Genomic DNA, 16,884 nt, shown 5'->3' with positions numbered 1-16,884 from the left:
GAAAAGCGCCGGGAAAAATCCCTTGATCATTTGGAAGTGAGGTTGATATGCTGCAAGCCTGTACGGAAGTTTTCTTGACTGTCCAGCACGAAGGAACGCTTATTGGCGGGAAAGCCGGGATTTTTCTTGTTGAAACGGCATCCTGCATCAACAGGCGCAAATTCTGCTTCCATCCGCAATCTGTGGCAGTTAAGATGCCCGGCAAATGAAATTGGCACTTCTCCCTTCCGCTCTGCTGGTGCTGCTGGCTTCCTGCGGTCCGAACAAGCATTTGAATGCCTGGGACCGCCAGAGTTCAGCGCTGGATCCCGTAGGCATCACTTCCAAGAAAATGGCGGCCAAGAACAAGGCGGACCAGGCATTTTACAAGCCGGGGGAATCCGTTACGTTCAAGAAGGAAAAAATGATGGTGTTCGAGCAGAATCCGGAGAATAATTTTTCCACGAGCGGAACCGTCAGGGGCGGCGTGAAAACCGGGAAGGTGCTGGTTTGCGGTGATTTGTTCGCCAAGGTTGAGTTTGAGGACGGCAGCCAGGGTTACGTGAGCCTGTCGGAAATCGTCAATCCGCAGGAAATGATGGGCTTTTATCCCGTCACCGCTCCCGACATGGTCGGTCCGGACGGAGCCCTGCTTCCGTTGCCCGCGAACATGGGCGCCGTCAGTCCGGAAGCCGCTGCGGCTTCCCGCGAACTGGATTTGTTCCGGATGGATACTTCCCTGGTCCCCGTTCCGGATTCCGCTTCTCCGTCACCTTCGGGAGCCGCACCGCAGGAAGCCCCTCCGGCCAGCGCGCCTCTCCCGGAATCAAGCGTGAAACAATAAGCGCCTTTGGCTCAGATGCCGGAGATGAGTGATAAGGGATCAGATATATCCCGGCTTGCGCCGTGCCTGTCGCTCTTGTCCCTGATGCTCCCATCCAGCCGCCCGCGGAATCTTATTCCGCCGTCAGTTCATACGCCACGGCATCCGTTACGGTGACGGTGGCGAATTCGCCGACAGGCAGCGTCAGGGGGACGGAAACGGTGCCGTCGATGTCCGGGGCGTCCCATTCCGTTCTGGCAACGCCGGGAGCGTCCACCAGCACGCGGATTTGCCTGCCGATCTGTTCCTGGCCCGTTTCCGAGGCAAGGCGGGTCAGGAGCATGGTGGCTTCATTGTAGCGGCGCGCCTTGGTGCGGTGGTGCACCTGGTTCGGCATCTTGTAGGCCTTCGTGCCTTCCTCACGTGAGAAGGTGAAGATGCCGGCCCGTTCAAAGCGGAACTCCTCAATGAACTCCATCAATTCCTGATGGTCGTCCTCCGTCTCTCCGGGGAATCCGGTGATGAAGGTGGTGCGGATGGCGATTCCCGGAACGGCCTTCCGGATGTCCCGCAGGAGGTTGCGGATGTAGTCCCCGTCCGTCACGCGCTGCATGGCGCTGAGCATGTTGTCGGAAATGTGCTGGAGGGGGATGTCCACGTAGCGGGCCACCTTGGGGCTTTCCGCGATGGCGGCGGTCAGTTCATCGCCCCAGTGGGCGGGGTGGGTGTAAAGAAGCCTGATCCAGAATTCCCCTTCAATGGCGTTCAGGGCGCGGATCAGGGAGGCCAGGGACTCTCCGCGGGAGGAGTCCACCGCGCTGCGGCGGTTCGGGCGCGCATCCGTCCATTTGTCCATGCCGTAATAGGTGATGTCCTGCGCAATGAGGCAGATTTCCTTCACTCCGGACCGGATGAGGGCTTCCGCTTCACGCACCACGTCCTGCTGGGAGCGGCTGCGGTGGCGTCCCCGGATCATCGGGATGATGCAGTAGGCGCAGCCGTGGTTGCAGCCTTCCGCTATCTTGATGTAGGCCGTATGCGGGGGAGTAAGGCGGTAGCGCGGCGTGTCCCAGTCCGGAACATACTTGCACTTGCCTTGGATGAAGTTCCGGTCCTGCACGGTCCGGTCCATCACCTCCGTGATGATTTCCGGGAGCCTGGTGATCTGGTCCGGGCCGATGAAGGCGTCCACCTCCGGCAGCAGGGCGGGCAGTTCCTTCTGGAAGCGCTGGGACAGGCAGCCTGCCACGATGAGCTTCTGGTTTTCCGGATAGGCTCCGCTTTCCCTGGCGCGCACGACGTCCAGAATGGCGTCGATGGCTTCCTGCTTGGCCTGGTCAATGAAAGCGCAGGTGTTGACCACCATCACGTCCGCCAGCTCAGGTTCCGGAGTCATGGTCATGCCGGCCTTCTGCATGTGGCCGATCATGATTTCAGAGTCGATCAGGTTCTTGGGGCAGCCCAGGGAAATGAGTCCAACGGTGAGAGGCATGGCAGTGAGTGAAAAGCGTGATGGCGTCAGTCCCCGGAGGGGGATTCGTCCCTGACGACGACGAGGTCGAACGGACGGATGTCCACGACGCGCACAGGGGTACCCTTAATCAGTATGCCTTGTCGAGAGAAAACCTCGCATATTTCGCCATGGATCATGGCCTTGCCGTTGGGCTTCAGTTCCGTGACGGCGTTCCCCCGGTCGCCTACCTGCACGCGCGCAATGTTGACGGCTTCCCCGGCGGGGCCGCCGCTGACCGTGGCGTTCGTGACGCGGCGCATCAGGACGGAGTCCGGCAGGTACTTCATCAGCACGGCGATCAGGATGGCGCCCCCGGTCAGGCCCAGGGCCAGTTTCAGGAGGGGGATGCCCAGGACCATCACCAGCGTGTTGACGTCGTCCCACTGTCCGTCCCGGATGATGTGGTCCCATTCCCAGGAGCTGATCATGCCGCCGAACAGGGCCAGGAAGATGCAGATACCGCCCGCAATGGCCGCAATGAAGGTGCCCGGGATGACGAAGAATTCCACGCACAGCAGGACCACGCCCAGAATGAGCAGGGCCGCCGTTTCATAACCGGCCAGGTTCCCGGCGATGTTGTTGCCGAAGAAGAACAGGGCAAACGCGGCAATGGCCACGATGCCGCCGATGCCGAACCCAGGCGTCTTGAATTCCATGTAGATGCCGCCGATTCCCAGCAGGATCAGTATGGGGGAGGCCCACGCAATCCAGAGGCCGATGCGTTCAAAGGCGGTGGGTTCCGCCGTGACCGTGGGGGCGTCCACCTTCTCCTGAGCCAGCAGGTCCGTGACGGAGGTGGCCGTTCCCTGGGCCAGCAGGGGCCTGCCGTCTTCCAGCCGCGTGGCGGCCTCCTTGCCCGTCAGGGTCAGGAGTGCGCCTTTTTCCAGCTTGACGGGGCCGAATTGCTGCTCCTGGTCGGAGGGGATCATCATGGCCTTCACTACTTCCGGGCGGTAGCCCTTTTCCGTTACCACGGAGCGGGTGAAGGCCCAGAAGGCGCTTTCCGCCTTCTTGCGCATGACGGGGTCCATCTCCTCCCCGGAGGAGGTGATGATGCCCGCCGCGCCGATGGAGGAGACGGGCGCCATGTAAATCTTGTCGCATGCCGCGGAGATGAGCGCCCCGGCGGACATGGCCTTGGGATTCACGTAGGCGTAAGTGGGGATGGTCAGCGGCTGGATGCTTTTCATCATCATCTCGCTGGTTTCCCAGGCCAGGCCGCCGGGCGTGTTCAGGTCAAACACCACGGCGCGCGCCTGTTCCTCCTGCGCCCGCTTCAGGATGCGGTTCATGAAGCCGAAGCTCTGCTTGCTGGTCAGGGAGTCCTCCCCCACCGGAATGACCACTACCCGGTCGCGGAAGGATTCCTCCGCGGTCGCCCGGAACGGGGACCCGGCAAACAGGGCCAGCAGAGCCAGCAACAGAAGGTGAATGTTCTTCATGCCTGCAAGCTAACACGTTCCTCGCCCGCGCTCAATGGGGAAATACATTCGCCTTGCCATGAGTGGATGATTTTCTATCTTTATTAAAAGAAGTTAGCTATTTAATAGTTGATTGTTGATCTTTTTTATTCCATAATATGTTATTATGGAAGATTCTTAAATTTTCGGAAAATTGAAAAAAATTATTTATGGATGTGTGGATAAAATATGGGAAAATGATAGCGATCTGTTTGAAAAATCCGAATGGACTATTACTTTCCGTTTAGGATATTATTTACAACGTGTATTAGAAATTGAGAAATCGATTGTATTAAAAGGTTATGTAGTTGATTCTGAATATAATAGATTTGAAGATGATCAAAAGAAAGCATTTAAAGAATGTGAAGAATGTGGAAAAAGGGAAAGTTGTTTAGGAGATGTTGATTATAATAAAATTATACGACCTGATTTAGTGATTCATATTCGAGGGAACAATGATGAATACTCAAATTTGATTGTAATTGAAGTTAAAAAATTAAAATCAAATAAAAATGATTATAAAAATGATTATGATAAATTGAAATATTTGACATGTAAGAAAGCTAAATATCACTACCGAATAGGTGCCCATGTTGTATTGGATAAAACAAAAAATAAATCTGAATTTAAATGGTTTGAAAATGGAGAAGAAGAAAAAGAATAGTAATTATATGGTGATTTTTAGGTAGTAATCATTGCTAATATTTCAACTACTAATTGTCCTTATAGGAATTCTGTGATAAACTAACCGCGCCTTATGGGAAGGATTGATGAAGACAGCATCCGGCGCGTTCTGGAAGCCACGGACATTGTAGATGTGGTGGGTTCCTATCTTTCCCTGAAAAGGGCCGGGTCCCGGTGGAAGGCGTGCTGCCCGTTCCATAATGAGAAGACGCCTTCCTTCATCGTGGACCAGACCCGGCAGAACTTCAAATGCTTCGGCTGCGGGGAAGGGGGATCCGCCATCACCTTCGTGATGAAGATGGAAAACCTGGGCTTTGCGGATACCGTGCGACGGCTGGCGGAAAAAGCCGGCATTACCCTGGTGGAGGAAGTGTATGACGCCGCGGAGGAAAAGCGGCGCAAGGCGCGCACGGCCCTGCTGGTGGCCCATAAGAAGGCGGCCGAGTTTTTTCACAGGCTCCTGCTCCGTTCCCCGAAGGCGGCGGAGGCCAGGGCCTACCTGAATTCCCGCGGATACGGGGCGGACATGGCGAAGCGCTGGCAGGTGGGCTGGGCTCCTGATTCTTCACGGGAGTTCCTGGCCTGGGCGCGTAAGGAGGGGCTTCCGGACCAGGTTTTGATAGATTCCGGCCTTGCCAACCGCGGAGAGCGCGGGGACCTGTACGCCCGGTTCCGGGACAGGCTGATGTTCCCCATTAACAATGTGTACGGGGAATGCGTGGCGTTCTCCGGACGAATTCTGCGGCCCCAGGAAAACGTGGGCAAGTACGTCAACTCCCCGGAAACGTCCATTTTCAAGAAAGGGGATGTGGTGTTTGCCCTGGACAGGGCGCGCGGTCCCATGGGGAAGAGCGGCAAGGCCCTGCTGTGCGAAGGGCAGCTTGACGTCATCGCCTGCCATGAGGCCGGCATTTCCTTTGCCGTGGCTCCTCTGGGAACGGCGTTCACGCCGGAGCACGCCAGAACGCTTTCACGTTATGCCTCCCGCATTGTCGTATGTTTTGACGCGGACAAGGCGGGCATGGCGGCGGCGGACCGCGCCTTCCGGGAGCTGGCCCCATTCGGCAAGGATGTTTACCTGGTGAATCTTCCGGAGGGGGACGATCCGGACTCCTTCATGAAGAGGGAAGGGAAGGAAGCGTTTTCAGAGATGGTGGAGCAGGCCCGTCCTTTCTTTGAGGTCCGCATTGAACGCGCCAAGGAACGCGGCCTGCTGACTGACGCCGCCGCCAGCGCCGCCTTTGCCCGTGAGATGACGGCCCTGCTGGCCTGCATGAGCGACCCCGTGGCCCGCGACCTGGCAACGGCGGACGTCGCCACCAGGATGCGCACGACCGTGAATGACCTGCGGAGCGCCGTCAGGACGGCCGGACGCCGCAAGGGAAGGGAACAGGCACAGTCCGCGGACCGTGCGGCGGCTGCGGAAGTTTCTCAGACGCAGCCCCCCGTGAAGATGGACCGCGCCGTGGCCGTGCTCTGCGAGTTGTCCCTCCAGAACGCCCGTGCCCAGGGGCTCATCGTGGACCGTATTGAAGAATTGCTGGAGCCGATGCGGATGCTGCAAGGGGGGAGAATCCTGAAAAAAATCCTGGCACGGCTTCCTTCTCCGGACAGTCCCGCGGCCATTCAGGCTTTTCTGGCGTCCCTGCCACAGCCGGAACGGGATGCCCTGAACCTGCTGAACCTGGACCCGGTGCCCATCCCCGATGTGGACCGGAGCGTCCAGGAAGCCTGCTCCGGCATTGCTAAGGCGGCCCTGGAAAGGCATATCGCGTCCCTGATGGCGGAATTGGCGGACCCCTCCACGGACGCCGCCAGAAGGCTGGAATTATCCAAACTTAGTGTTGACTTGAAGCGTTTGCTGGGTACAATGTAGTGCCTCGATACCTCCGGGTATTGATATAATGGTGAATTGTGCCCTCTTCTTTTCAAGATATGTCCAAATCCGGTGACCCATCCTCCTCTTCTCCCAAGAAGACTTCCGCCAGCAAAAAAGCTTCTGAATCCAAGGAAAAAGTAGCATCCAAGCCTGCCGCAAAAACTTCCAAAACCACTTCCAAGGCAGCCCCTGCCAAAAAAGCCCCCGCCAAGGCCGCCGCTCCGGCGGCTAAAAAGCCCGCAGCCGCCAAGCCCTCAGCGGAAAAGAAAGCCCCGGTGAAAAAGGCGTCTCCGGCCCCTGCCGCCGGGAAGGCCGCAGTACCCGCCAAAAAGGCTCCGGCAAAGGCGCCCGCGGCCGCACCGGCCAAGAAAGCCGCCGCTCCCGCCGCCAAGAAGGCTCCTGCCAAGCCGGCGGAAAAGAAACCCGCCGAAAAGAAGGCCTCCAAGCCTGCCGCTAAGGCGGAAGCTCCCAAGAAGTTGAGCGAAATCCTGGAAGAGGAACGCAAGAGGGCCGCCAGCCGCAAGGTCACGAATCCGATTGACGCCCCGGAAATCCAGGAAAAAATCCGTGAACTGATCAAGCTCGCCAAGGAGCAGGGCTACCTGACTTTTGACGACATCAATGACTCCCTTCCCAACGACATCGTTGACCAGCAGGACTATGAGGCCATCATGGACCGCCTGCGCAGCATGGCGTTTGACATCATTGACGCGTCCGACGTGGACAGCTACACGGACCGCACCCGCATCAACACGGAGGAAGAAGACGAGGAGGAAAAGCTTGAAGCCAAGATGGACATTCTGGACGACCCCGTCCGCATGTACCTGAAGCAGATGGGCCAGGTTTCCCTGCTCACCCGTGAAGAAGAAGTGGCCATCTCCAAGAGGATTGAGGATGCGGAACAGAACGTCCAGCGCTGCGTGCACCGCTTCGGCTTCATTGCGAACGCCTATCTGGACGTGGCCTACCGCCTGCTGGACAACGAGGAACGCTTTGACCGCGTCATCCTTGACAAGAAGATCGACTCCCGCGAACGCTACATGAAGGGGCTGGCCCAGCTCTGCGCCCAAATCCAGCAGACCCATCAGGACGCTTCCAGCGCCTTCCGCAAGCTGTACCGCAGCAAGGAGGCCGCCAAGTCCGTGAAGGCCCGCCAGGCGGAGTTCGACAAGATCACCGGCGTTCTGGTGAAGCTCTTCGGCCGCCTGTACTTCAAGCACAAGGTGATTGAGGATTTCTGCTCCATGATTGACGAGGCCCGCGACCGCGTGCTCCGCATGCAGAAGAAGGTAGCCCAGGATCCGTCCAACAAGGAGCTCAAGGAACACCTTGCGGAACTGGAACTGCGCATGTGGATGACTGCGGATGAAATGGGGGAAGCCTATCAGGAGCTCCGCAAGTGGCTCCGCGAAGCCCGCCGGGCCAAGGACGAAATGGTGGAAGCCAACCTGCGCCTGGTCATTTCCATTGCCAAGAAGTACACCAACCGCGGCCTTTCCTTCCTGGACCTCATTCAGGAGGGCAACATGGGCTTGATGAAGGCGGTGGAAAAGTTCGAATACCGCCGCGGCTACAAATTCTCCACGTATGCCACCTGGTGGATCCGCCAGGCCATCACCCGCTCCATTGCGGACCAGGCCCGCACCATCCGCATTCCCGTGCACATGATTGAAACCATCAACAAGCTGATGCGCGTTCAGAAACAGCTGGTGCAGGAATACGGCCGCGAACCTACGCCGGAGGAAATCGCGGAGGAAATCCACCTGCCCGTGGAACGCGTGCGTTCCGTGCTGAAAATGGCCCAGCAGCCCATTTCCCTGCAAGCCCCCGTAGGGGATTCCGACGACACCTCCTTTGGTGACTTCATTGAAGACAAGGCGGCGGAAAATCCCATGGAGGAAGCCTCCTTCTCCTTCCTGAAAGAGAAAATCAAGGATGTGCTGGACACCCTTACGGACCGCGAGCGCGAGGTTATTGAACAGCGCTTCGGCCTCCGGGACGGCAGCCCCCGCACCCTGGAGGAAGTGGGGCGCCAGTTCAGCGTCACGCGGGAACGCATCCGCCAGATTGAGGCCAAGGCCCTCCGCAAGCTGCGCCATCCCACGCGCATCAGCAAGATCAAGGGATTCCTGGAAATGACGGAATCCTGACCGGATTTGCGCCGCATGCCGTGCTACGCTCCGTGGTCATGAAGACCTGCGTGGCCGCGGCATGCGGCATTTTCATTTTACTGGCTTCCTGCTCAGGCAGCGGGGAATTCAAGCCCTCTTTCAACCAGCCCCTCCAGCCCGTGATGCAGCCGGGCTTTGTGTACGTGGACCAGGTGGCCCCGCTGGTGAAGACCAACCTGAAGTATGCCGGGTATGACAATTTCGTGGGGCGTCCGCTGGACGGCTACCACGGCAGGCGCGCCATCCTGCGCACCCAGACGGCGCACGCCCTGAAAAAAGTCTCGGAAGACCTGTACAGGCAGGGCTACCTGCTGGAAATCTATGACGCCTACCGCCCCCACACCGCCGTGCTGGACATTTGCAAATGGGGCGCGGACGCCGGAGACCAGAAGATGAAAGCCCGGTATTACCCGAACATTGACAAGGCCAAGGTGTTCGGGGACCACTACGTGCGCGACTTCTCGGAACATTCACGCGGCGTGGCTGTGGACGTCTCCCTGCTGTATGCCAAAACCGGAAAGCCCGTGGACATGGGCGGCCATCATGACCTGCTGGACCCCAGTTCCGCTACGGACACCGCACTGGTGACCCCGGCCCAGCACCGGAACCGGATGATTCTGAAAAAGGCTTTTGAAAAGCAGGGATTCGCCAACTATTCTCCGGAATGGTGGCACTACCGCCTGCTGAATGAACCCGCGCCCTCCCTGCATTATTACTTCCCGGTGTGGGACGGCATGGCCTCCCGGTAAATCTTTGACGCGTCCGCTGTCACGGACCGGGCATTTTATCCTTTGATTTTTTTCCGACGGAAATAGGATGGCGGAATACTGAAGAATTTGACCAGATGAAAGAAGAACATTCCCATGATTCCGCCGTGCAGCCTGAAGCCTACCGCTGGGCTGCCGTAATGGCCCTCCCTCTGCGTCTGGTAGTAGGCTGGACGTACTTCTCCGCGTTCTGGCGCCGCCTGGTGCTGGAAAACAAGCTGATTCCGGATGATCCGGGATATATCGGCGTCAAATTCAACCACTTCCTTCCTAATGCGCTGGGAATCAAGCCGGTCATTGAATATCTGGTGACGCACCCGTCCGAACTCTGGTGGTTCATGGTGGCGTTTACCATCATTGAATTCCTGGTGGGGCTGATGCTCATGCTGGGGCTGCTGACGCGCCTGGCGAGCGTGGGCGTTTTCTGCCTGGCGCTGGGCATTCTGCTGGGTTCCGGCTGGCTGGGAACCACTTGTCTGGACGAATGGCAGATAGGCATTCTGGGCATGTGCGCCGGACTGCTCCTGTTCCTGACCGGGGGCGGTTCCTGTTCGCTGGACGGCAGGCTTTCCAAACTTCCGTGCTGCGCGCGCCGTTCCTCCCTGTTTGCCTGGGTGGGGTCCGGTCCGCTGCCGCTGGGATACGGCCGCATGGCCCGCGTTTCCATCTGGGGAGCCGTGTTCATGATGCTGGTCACGCTGGGAACCAACCAGTTCTTTCATGGCGGCGTATGGGGGCCGCTCCATAACAAATCCGTGAAGCCCCTGCTGGAAGTCAGCGGGGCCTCCCTGTCCGGGCAGGAATTGCGCTTCAACGTATTCCGCACGGAAGGCGTGGATACCTACGGCTCCTTCCTCGTCCGCATCAGACTGACGGACGGCCAGGGCAACACCCTGTGGAAAATGGAGGCGGACCAGCTTTCCGCGCTTCCCCCCTCCGCTATGGAGAACGCTTATCTGGCAAAGGTCAAGCCGGGCGCCTTCGGGCTGGTCGTTCCGCTGGGGGCCAGGGCCGGCGTAACACTCCCCGCCGCGCTTTCTGCGGTTCCGGAAGGTCCGCTTTCCGTAGTGCTGACGGATGTAAGCGGCAAGGAATGGTCCGCCCCGGTCCGGAAGGCCGGCGGCGTATGAGCGACCCCGGAAGAAGGAGAAAGGCGGGATAAAAGGAAAGAATTCCCGGATGGGGATTCTTTCCGGAGGTGGCTATGTTTGTCCGTGCCGCGCTGTTTTTCATCTTCGAGAGCTTCTTTGTTTCAAAGCGATATGTTCCTTTCCATCTTGACAGAATGAAGGGAGGGGATAAAAGGGGAGTAATGAAAACTACCCTGATCATACTCTGTCTCGTCTGCTTTTCGGCCGTTTCCCCGGCGGAAGAAACCTTGAAATCCCTTCTCAAGGAAAGGGAACGGCTTTTATCCAGCATGGCTGAACTGGCGCAGGAACAGTACAAGTCCGGCATGGTTCCCTGGGAGGAAGTGACGCGGGCCAACTTGAACTTGCTGGAATTCCGCCGAAATAACGCCGGATCTCTGAAAGAAGCCATCGCCGTCCAGAAGGAACTGGTCAGGTATCTGGAGCAGCTCTTTCGGGATGCGGAAAAGGCCTATGCTTCCAGCGTGGGAGATAAAATGATGGTTCTCAAGGGCCGGGACGCATGGCTTGCCGCCAAGTGCACCCTGCTGTCCATGGAGAGCCGTTTGGGAGGGGAAGGGAAGTAGCCGGAAGCTGCGGCTGCACGGTGGCGGTATAAACGGCATTTGTTCATGCCGGGTTTTTCCATGCCGCTGAAAGGCGCGCATGGCTGTTGTGAATGATGGTTCCCCGTATTGGGAAAGCCCCTGTTTTCTTTCCGGACGCGGGAGGCCAGGGTATTCGTGCAGCGTTTGCCGCTGGACGCGTCCTTTCCGGATGCGGCGGCAAACCGCAACCCATGTTGAAACATCATGTCTGACGAGAAAAATAATGATTCATCCTTCCATTTTCCGGAATCGGATGAAAAGCAGTTCCTGGAAAAAATGGAACGGCTGGAAGGCAAGCTGGATGATCTGGAGCAGCAAGTGCTCCAGGCTCTGTCTGAAGTGGAAATCCCGAATACCTGGCTGGAGGAATGGGAAAAGTTTACGAACTCTGCGCCTGAATCCGGTGAACGGGAAATCAGGAAGTGGGTGGAAACCCAATTGGGCAAGCTGAAGGGGTTTGAAGCCCTGGACCAACTGGAACAGAACCAGATCGCGTCTCTATACCAGGACGCCCTCCTGTTCTCCCGGGAGATTTTGTCCAGAAAAGAGCAATTGGGCGGCACGCTGACGGATGAAGAACGTGATGTGCTGAATTATATTCAAAATTCAATTCGATAAATACCATGACTCCATTACTTCATCTCAGGCACTTGTTTGACTTTATAGCAACCAGGTATTTTTCCCGCCAGGATGGAAGGCGCAGGCTGGATGCCTTTCTCGTTCAGGAAGGCCATGCGGCGCTTCCTCATTATAATTATATCATGGAAAGGCTTTCGAGGTTGCCTCTGACCCGGCATTCCGCTCTGGTCCAGATATTGGCCGGCATTGTGACGGCGGTGATAAGTTGCCGCCTCCATTACAGGGACAATACGCATTATCCTGCCCTCATTCCCACTTGGATCACTTTTTCCCGGTATGCCTACCTTAATCCGGGAGCCGGAGGGTATCTGATGGGAATGGCGCCGCATCCGGACGCAGCCCTTCTGCCAGGCGTTCCATTGTCCTCCCTGAATCATGCCTTCTCTCCTTTTGGCGGTGCAACCGGGTACGATCCCGTTAGTGGGCATGTCCATGTGCGCCATGGGTTTAATGCCTACATCAAGTGCTCGGGCAATAACATTTATGTTGCCTTCCGGGGGACGGATACGGGACATTGGGGTGTCTTGGTTCCCAACGTATTGACGGATATTTTCCAGTTGTATTCCTGTGACATTTGCTACGTTAGGGCGGCGGGACTGATTCGCCATTTGTTGAATCATGTGCCGGGAATAGTGTCCTTGCAGGCCACCGGGCATTCCCTGGGAGGCGGCATGGCCCAATTCGGGGTGGCGGCCAATGTAGGGTCTCCTCTCCCGGTTGGCGGCGTCGCGGTGAATGCTGCGGGATTGTCCGGTAATTCCTTGCAGGCGCTGGGTGCAGACCGTTTGGCGGCCGCTGCCGGCGTCTTGGACCATATAACCACTTGCTGTGATCCGGTCAGTACGTATGGCGGAGGATTGGTGGGCGGCCGGTACCGCATCCCCAGGCAGAACGCGCCCCTTTCCAACGGCCATGGCATTGCCGATGTAGCCGCCTGTTATATGGCGGCGGCAGGGGGTGGGGGAAACATCCCGGCAGATCCTCGCTAGTGTACCGGAGGGAGTTGAACGCGGAAAGGGGAGCCCCTTGAAGCAGCTCCCGGCACTTCCCTCTTTTCTTGTGAAAAACGCAAGCCGTCCCATTGCTGGCAATGGGACGGCTTGAACGTGAAAGAGCAATTTTATTAGTGAGGCAGGCGGAAGTTGCGGTTGAAGGCGGAGACTTCCTCCTTGAGCTGGGCGAAGCCGTCCGGGTTCGGGCAGACCTGGTCGCCTACGTACAGGGCCAGGGCGCGGGCGATGAATTCCGCTACCTGTTCCACGTCTTTTTCCTTCATGCCGCGGGTGGTCACGGCGGGCGTGCCGATGCGGATGCCGGAGGGCTTCATGGGGGAACCCGTGTCAAACGGGATGGCATTCTTGTTCACGGTGATGCCCACGCGGTCCAGGGCTTCCTGTGCGTCCGCCCCGTTGATGCCCTTGTTGCGGAGGTCCACCATGAATACGTGGTTGTCCGTGCCGTTGGAGACGATGCGGAAGCCGAGTTCCGCCATTTTGTCCGCCATGGCCCTGGCGTTTTTCACGACCTGGGCCGCATAGTCCTTGAATTCGGGTTTCAGCGCTTCCCCGAAGCAGGCCGCCTTAGCGGCAATCACGTGCATGAGGGGGCCGCCCTGCATGCCGGGGAAGACGGCGGCGTCAAGCTTCTTGGCGTATTCCTCCTTGCAGATCACGAAGCCGCCGCGCGGGCCGCGCAGGGATTTGTGCGTGGTGGAGGAGACGAAGTCCGCATAGGGAACCGGGTTCGGATGCTGTCCGCCGGCCACCAGGCCCGCGATATGGGCCATGTCCACGAACAGGTAGGCGCCGCAGGCCTTGGCGATCTGGCCCATGCGTTCAAAGTCGATCGTGCGGGAATAGGCGCTGGCTCCGGCCGTGATCATCTGCGGCTTCACTTCCAGGGCCAGTTTTTCCAGCGCGTCATAGTCGATGGCTTCCGTTTCCTGGGATACGCCGTAGTGAACTACGTTGTACAGCTTGCCGGAGAAGTTCGCGCGGTGGCCGTGGGTGAGGTGGCCGCCGTGGGAAAGGTCCATCGTAAGAATGGTGTCGCCGGGCTTCAATACGGAGAAGTAAACGGCCATGTTGGCCTGGGAGCCGGAGTGGGGCTGCACGTTGGCATGGTCCCCGCCGAAGATTTTCAGCACGCGGTCAATGGCAAGCTGTTCCACCTTGTCCACTACCTCGCAGCCGCCGTACCAGCGCTTGCCGGGATAGCCTTCCGCGTATTTGTTGGTCAGCAGGGAGCCCTGGGCTTCCCGGACGGAGGGGGAGGCGAAGTTTTCAGAAGCGATCAGCTCAATGTTGTTGCTTTCGCGGCGGCCTTCCTCCTGGATGAACGCGGCCAGTTCGGGGTCCGTCCATTGCAGGGGGCTGCCGGAGGATTTGACGACGCGGCGTTCATGGCGGCCGCCTTCAAAGTCCGCGTGCAGCCATGCGTCCAGCACGTCTTCCACGCTTTCATTGTCCACATAGGCGGAGGCCAGGCACAGCAGGTTGGAATCGTTATGCTGGCGGGAAAGGGCCGCGGCGGGGGCCGTGCGGCAGAGGGCGGCGCGCACGCCCACCCAGCGGTTGGCGGCGATGCTCATGCCGATGCCGGACCGGCAGATGAGGATGCCGCGGTCGTTGGTACCGTCAGCAATGCTGCTTGCGACTTCATTGGCGTAGTCGGAATAATCGCAGGAATTCTTGGTCATGGTACCCATGTCGGTCACTTCATGGCCCCATGCCTTGAGGAGTTCTACTACGGTTTCCTTGAGGTCGACTCCGGCGTGGTCCGCGCCGATGGCAATTTTATATGTCGTATTCATGATGGTGCTCATTGCTGACGGGCAAAGATACTGCCTTATTTCACCCCGGCTGGCAAGTCCCGGATTCATTCCGGCACGTTCCGGAAGGAGCGGCGGCCGCCTTTTACCCCGGAAAAAAGGGCCCCGGTTCCTGGAGGAAACCGGGGCGAGTGGGAAGGAATGGGGAAGGGACCGTTATTTTCCGGAGGATTCCAGCTTCAACATGTCCTGGACGATGTTGATGCCTTCGCGGAGTTCCGGGTCAAGGCCGGAGGGATATTCCGGGGAGTCGTCCAGTTCCGCCGTGGGGTCTTCCGCCAGGTGCATGAACTGTTCGTTGTCCTTGTCCGGGTCCGCCAGGGGAAGCTCCCTGGCGTTGACGTCGTCCAGCGTCAGGCGGTAAATCTTGTACTTGGTGGCGTCTTCCTTGGCCATTTCCGCAAAGCGGCCCTTGCGTTCCTTGTTGATGGATTTGCGGCGCTCTTCCAGCATGGAGTTTTCCTGTTCCCGCGTCTTCTTGTTCAGGGAGAGCTTGTTGTCCTTGATGCGCTGCTTCATCATGGCGATGTCTTCCCTGGCAATCTGGAGGTCGCGGTCTTTTTCCACGCGCTTCGCGCTGGCTTCCTTCAATGCGGGCAGCATGGCCGTGATGGAGGAGTCCTTTTTGTAATTGGTGCAGGGCGTGATCTGGTCATAGGGCATCGCGTAGTCCAGAATGTCTTCCCCCAGTTCAAACGCCGCCGTAGCGGTGGGAAGCTGAATGTCGCTCTCCACGCCCTTGAGCTGGGTGGAGCCGCCTGCCACGCGGTAGAATTTCTGGGTGGTGACTTTCAGCAGGCCGGCACGGTCCCTGGCTGCAAAGAAGGGCAGGTACTGGCCGATGTCCACCGGCTGCTGCACGGAACCCTTCCCGAAGGTGGAGTCATCCCCCACGATCACGGCGCGGCCGTAGTCCTGGAGGGCCGCGGCCAGAATTTCAGAGGCGGAGGCGCTGAGCTTGTTGATGAGCACCACAATGGGGCCGTTGAAAAGCTTCTGGCGGTTGTGGGCGGATTTGATGTCCACGTTGCCGCGGGTGTCCTTGATCTGCACCACGGGGCCGTTCCCGGTAAAGAAGCCCGTCATCAGGCGCACTTCCTCCAGGGAACCGCCGCCGTTGCTGCGCAGGTCAATGACCAGGCCGTCCACGTTTTCCTTGTTCATCCGTTCCAGGATTTTTTTGACGTCCTTGGCGCAGCGGCGGTCGCCGCCTTCCATGTCCGCATAGAAGGAGGGAAGGCTCAGCACGCCGATGCGGTTCTGCCCTTCCGGCGCGCCGGTGAGTTCGATGATTTCGCCCTTGGCGAGTTCGTCCTTCAACGGCACCTTGGAGCGGGTCAGCGTGATGATCTTGGCCTGGCCGGGAGCGTCCGCCGGTTCCACCTTCAGGCGCATCTGGGTGTTTTCAGCCCCGCGGATCATGTCCACCACCTTGTCCAGCTTCAGGAACAGGATGTCCACCATTTCTCCGGAGTTGTTGGAGTCAATGGCCACGATGCGGTCGTTCAGCTTGAGCTCTCCGGATTTGTCAGCCGGACCGCCCACGACGATACCCGTGATTTTGGTGGAGCCGTCGTCTTCACTGCCCAGCAGGGCGCCGATGCCGGTGAGCTCCGTGCCCATGGAAATCTTGAAGCGGTCCACCTGGCGGGCGCCCATGTAGTCCGTGTGCGGGTCATAGGTCATGGCTACTGCGCTGAGCAGGGTTTCCGCCACGTCTTCCAGGTCCGTTTCCTGAATGTTGCGCTGGATGCGTTCATAACGCATGAGCAGTTTTTCCTCCGCAGGCTTTTCATTGGCCAGCGGGTCGGGCTTGTTCTGTTCCTTCGCCAGGCGCGCCACGGTTTCACGGCGCAGGATTTCAGACAGGAGCTGTTCCTCCACCATGTCTTTCCAGACCTGCTGCATTTCCGCCTCATCCTTGGGCCACGCGGCGGTCTTGCGGCGGGAGCGTTCAATGGACCGGTCCTTGTCAAAGGTAAAGCCGCCCTTTTTCAGCAGGTCCCGCGCATAGGCGATGCGCTGCATGGCGCGCTGCCGGTACAGGGCGTGCATGGCCTGGGCCGCGTCCATCATCTGGCCGGACATCAGGTAGTCGTCCAGTTCCCTGCCGTATTTCTTCTTGAGGGCGTCCACATCCTGCTGGGTGAAAAATATCTTGTTGGGATCCACCTTGCGCAGGTAGGTTTCCAGGAATTTTCCGGACAGTTCGTCGCTGAATTCCTTGCGGGAGAAGTGGAAGTTCTGGAGCAGGAGGGACATTTGCTTGCCCACCTGGTTGAAGTCCGTGGCCGCGGAGGCGCAGGAGGTGATGGCGGCTGCGGCCAGGGCCGAGAATGCTGTAAGTCGAATCCAACGGAATGAGTGCATGTTCATAACGGAAAAGGGTGCGGTTTTCTCC

Annotated in this window: 15 protein-coding genes; 9 read left to right on the top strand and 6 right to left on the bottom strand. The window is 58.5% G+C overall.

Features of this window, described 5'->3' with window-relative positions; genetic code table 11:
- Window positions 1–26 precede the first annotated feature (26 nt).
- Window positions 27–173, bottom strand: a complete 147-nt coding sequence (locus HJW02_RS00920) for a hypothetical protein (RefSeq protein ID WP_156340816.1) — start codon at window positions 171–173, stop codon at window positions 27–29.
- A gap of 32 nt (window positions 174–205) precedes the next feature.
- Here HJW02_RS00920 and HJW02_RS00915 point away from each other — a divergent pair, with 32 nt between their 5' ends.
- Window positions 206–823, top strand: a complete 618-nt coding sequence (locus tag HJW02_RS00915; RefSeq protein WP_102722824.1) for a hypothetical protein — start codon at window positions 206–208, stop codon at window positions 821–823.
- A 112-nt stretch (window positions 824–935) separates the two neighbouring features.
- Here HJW02_RS00915 and rimO read toward each other — a convergent pair whose 3' ends face one another.
- Window positions 936–2,294 (bottom strand): 30S ribosomal protein S12 methylthiotransferase RimO, encoded by a 1,359-nt coding sequence (rimO, locus tag HJW02_RS00910; RefSeq protein ID WP_102722823.1) that lies wholly within the window; start codon window positions 2,292–2,294, stop codon window positions 936–938.
- Window positions 2,295–2,320: 26 nt separating this feature from the next.
- Complete coding sequence (locus HJW02_RS00905; RefSeq protein ID WP_102722822.1) at window positions 2,321–3,757, bottom strand: NfeD family protein; 1,437 nt, start codon at window positions 3,755–3,757, stop codon at window positions 2,321–2,323.
- Between the two features lie 172 nt (window positions 3,758–3,929).
- On the opposite strand from HJW02_RS00905, the gene HJW02_RS00900 reads away from it, so the two are divergent.
- From HJW02_RS00900 to HJW02_RS00870, 7 genes are all read left to right on the top strand, one after another.
- On the top strand, window positions 3,930–4,439 hold the full coding sequence (locus tag HJW02_RS00900; RefSeq protein WP_146018131.1) for a hypothetical protein: 510 nt from the start codon (window positions 3,930–3,932) through the stop codon (window positions 4,437–4,439).
- Window positions 4,440–4,532: 93 nt separating this feature from the next.
- A complete protein-coding gene (gene dnaG, locus HJW02_RS00895; protein ID WP_102722821.1) occupies window positions 4,533–6,335 on the top strand; it encodes a DNA primase in 1,803 nt (600 codons plus the stop codon).
- Window positions 6,336–6,394: 59 nt separating this feature from the next.
- Window positions 6,395–8,488, top strand: a complete 2,094-nt coding sequence (gene rpoD / locus HJW02_RS14085) for an RNA polymerase sigma factor RpoD (RefSeq protein WP_102722820.1) — start codon at window positions 6,395–6,397, stop codon at window positions 8,486–8,488.
- Between the two features lie 38 nt (window positions 8,489–8,526).
- Window positions 8,527–9,258 (top strand): M15 family metallopeptidase, encoded by a 732-nt coding sequence (locus HJW02_RS00885; protein WP_022396683.1) that lies wholly within the window; start codon window positions 8,527–8,529, stop codon window positions 9,256–9,258.
- Between the two features lie 95 nt (window positions 9,259–9,353).
- Entirely contained in the window at window positions 9,354–10,406 is a 1,053-nt protein-coding gene (locus tag HJW02_RS00880) for a TQO small subunit DoxD (RefSeq protein ID WP_022396684.1), read from the top strand.
- A gap of 248 nt (window positions 10,407–10,654) precedes the next feature.
- The gene (locus HJW02_RS00875; protein WP_208050591.1) at window positions 10,655–10,993 is read left to right on the top strand and encodes a hypothetical protein; all 339 of its coding nucleotides are present in this window, start codon (window positions 10,655–10,657) and stop codon (window positions 10,991–10,993) included.
- A gap of 225 nt (window positions 10,994–11,218) precedes the next feature.
- On the top strand, window positions 11,219–11,632 hold the full coding sequence (locus HJW02_RS00870; protein WP_102722817.1) for a hypothetical protein: 414 nt from the start codon (window positions 11,219–11,221) through the stop codon (window positions 11,630–11,632).
- A gap of 14 nt (window positions 11,633–11,646) precedes the next feature.
- On the opposite strand, the gene HJW02_RS00865 is transcribed toward HJW02_RS00870, so the two are convergent.
- Window positions 11,647–12,273, bottom strand: a complete 627-nt coding sequence (locus tag HJW02_RS00865; protein WP_102733101.1) for a hypothetical protein — start codon at window positions 12,271–12,273, stop codon at window positions 11,647–11,649.
- Between HJW02_RS00865 and HJW02_RS00860 the strand changes: the two genes are divergently transcribed.
- Entirely contained in the window at window positions 12,274–12,642 is a 369-nt protein-coding gene (locus tag HJW02_RS00860) for a hypothetical protein (RefSeq protein ID WP_208050590.1), read from the top strand. It begins immediately after the preceding gene.
- A 134-nt stretch (window positions 12,643–12,776) separates the two neighbouring features.
- Here HJW02_RS00860 and rpiB read toward each other — a convergent pair whose 3' ends face one another.
- Both rpiB and HJW02_RS00850 read right to left on the bottom strand, forming a co-directional pair.
- The gene (rpiB, locus tag HJW02_RS00855; RefSeq protein WP_275539832.1) at window positions 12,777–14,465 is read right to left on the bottom strand and encodes a ribose 5-phosphate isomerase B; all 1,689 of its coding nucleotides are present in this window, start codon (window positions 14,463–14,465) and stop codon (window positions 12,777–12,779) included.
- 174 nt (window positions 14,466–14,639) lie between these two features.
- Window positions 14,640–16,853 (bottom strand): carboxy terminal-processing peptidase, encoded by a 2,214-nt coding sequence (locus HJW02_RS00850; protein WP_243759970.1) that lies wholly within the window; start codon window positions 16,851–16,853, stop codon window positions 14,640–14,642.
- Window positions 16,854–16,884: the final 31 nt, after the last annotated feature.

This window comes from Akkermansia sp. GGCC_0220, assembly GCF_017566105.1.
Taxonomy (GTDB): domain Bacteria; phylum Verrucomicrobiota; class Verrucomicrobiia; order Verrucomicrobiales; family Akkermansiaceae; genus Akkermansia; species Akkermansia massiliensis.
The sequence above is the reverse complement of the archived record's forward strand: the minus strand, read 5'-3'. Positions and strand labels throughout refer to the sequence as shown.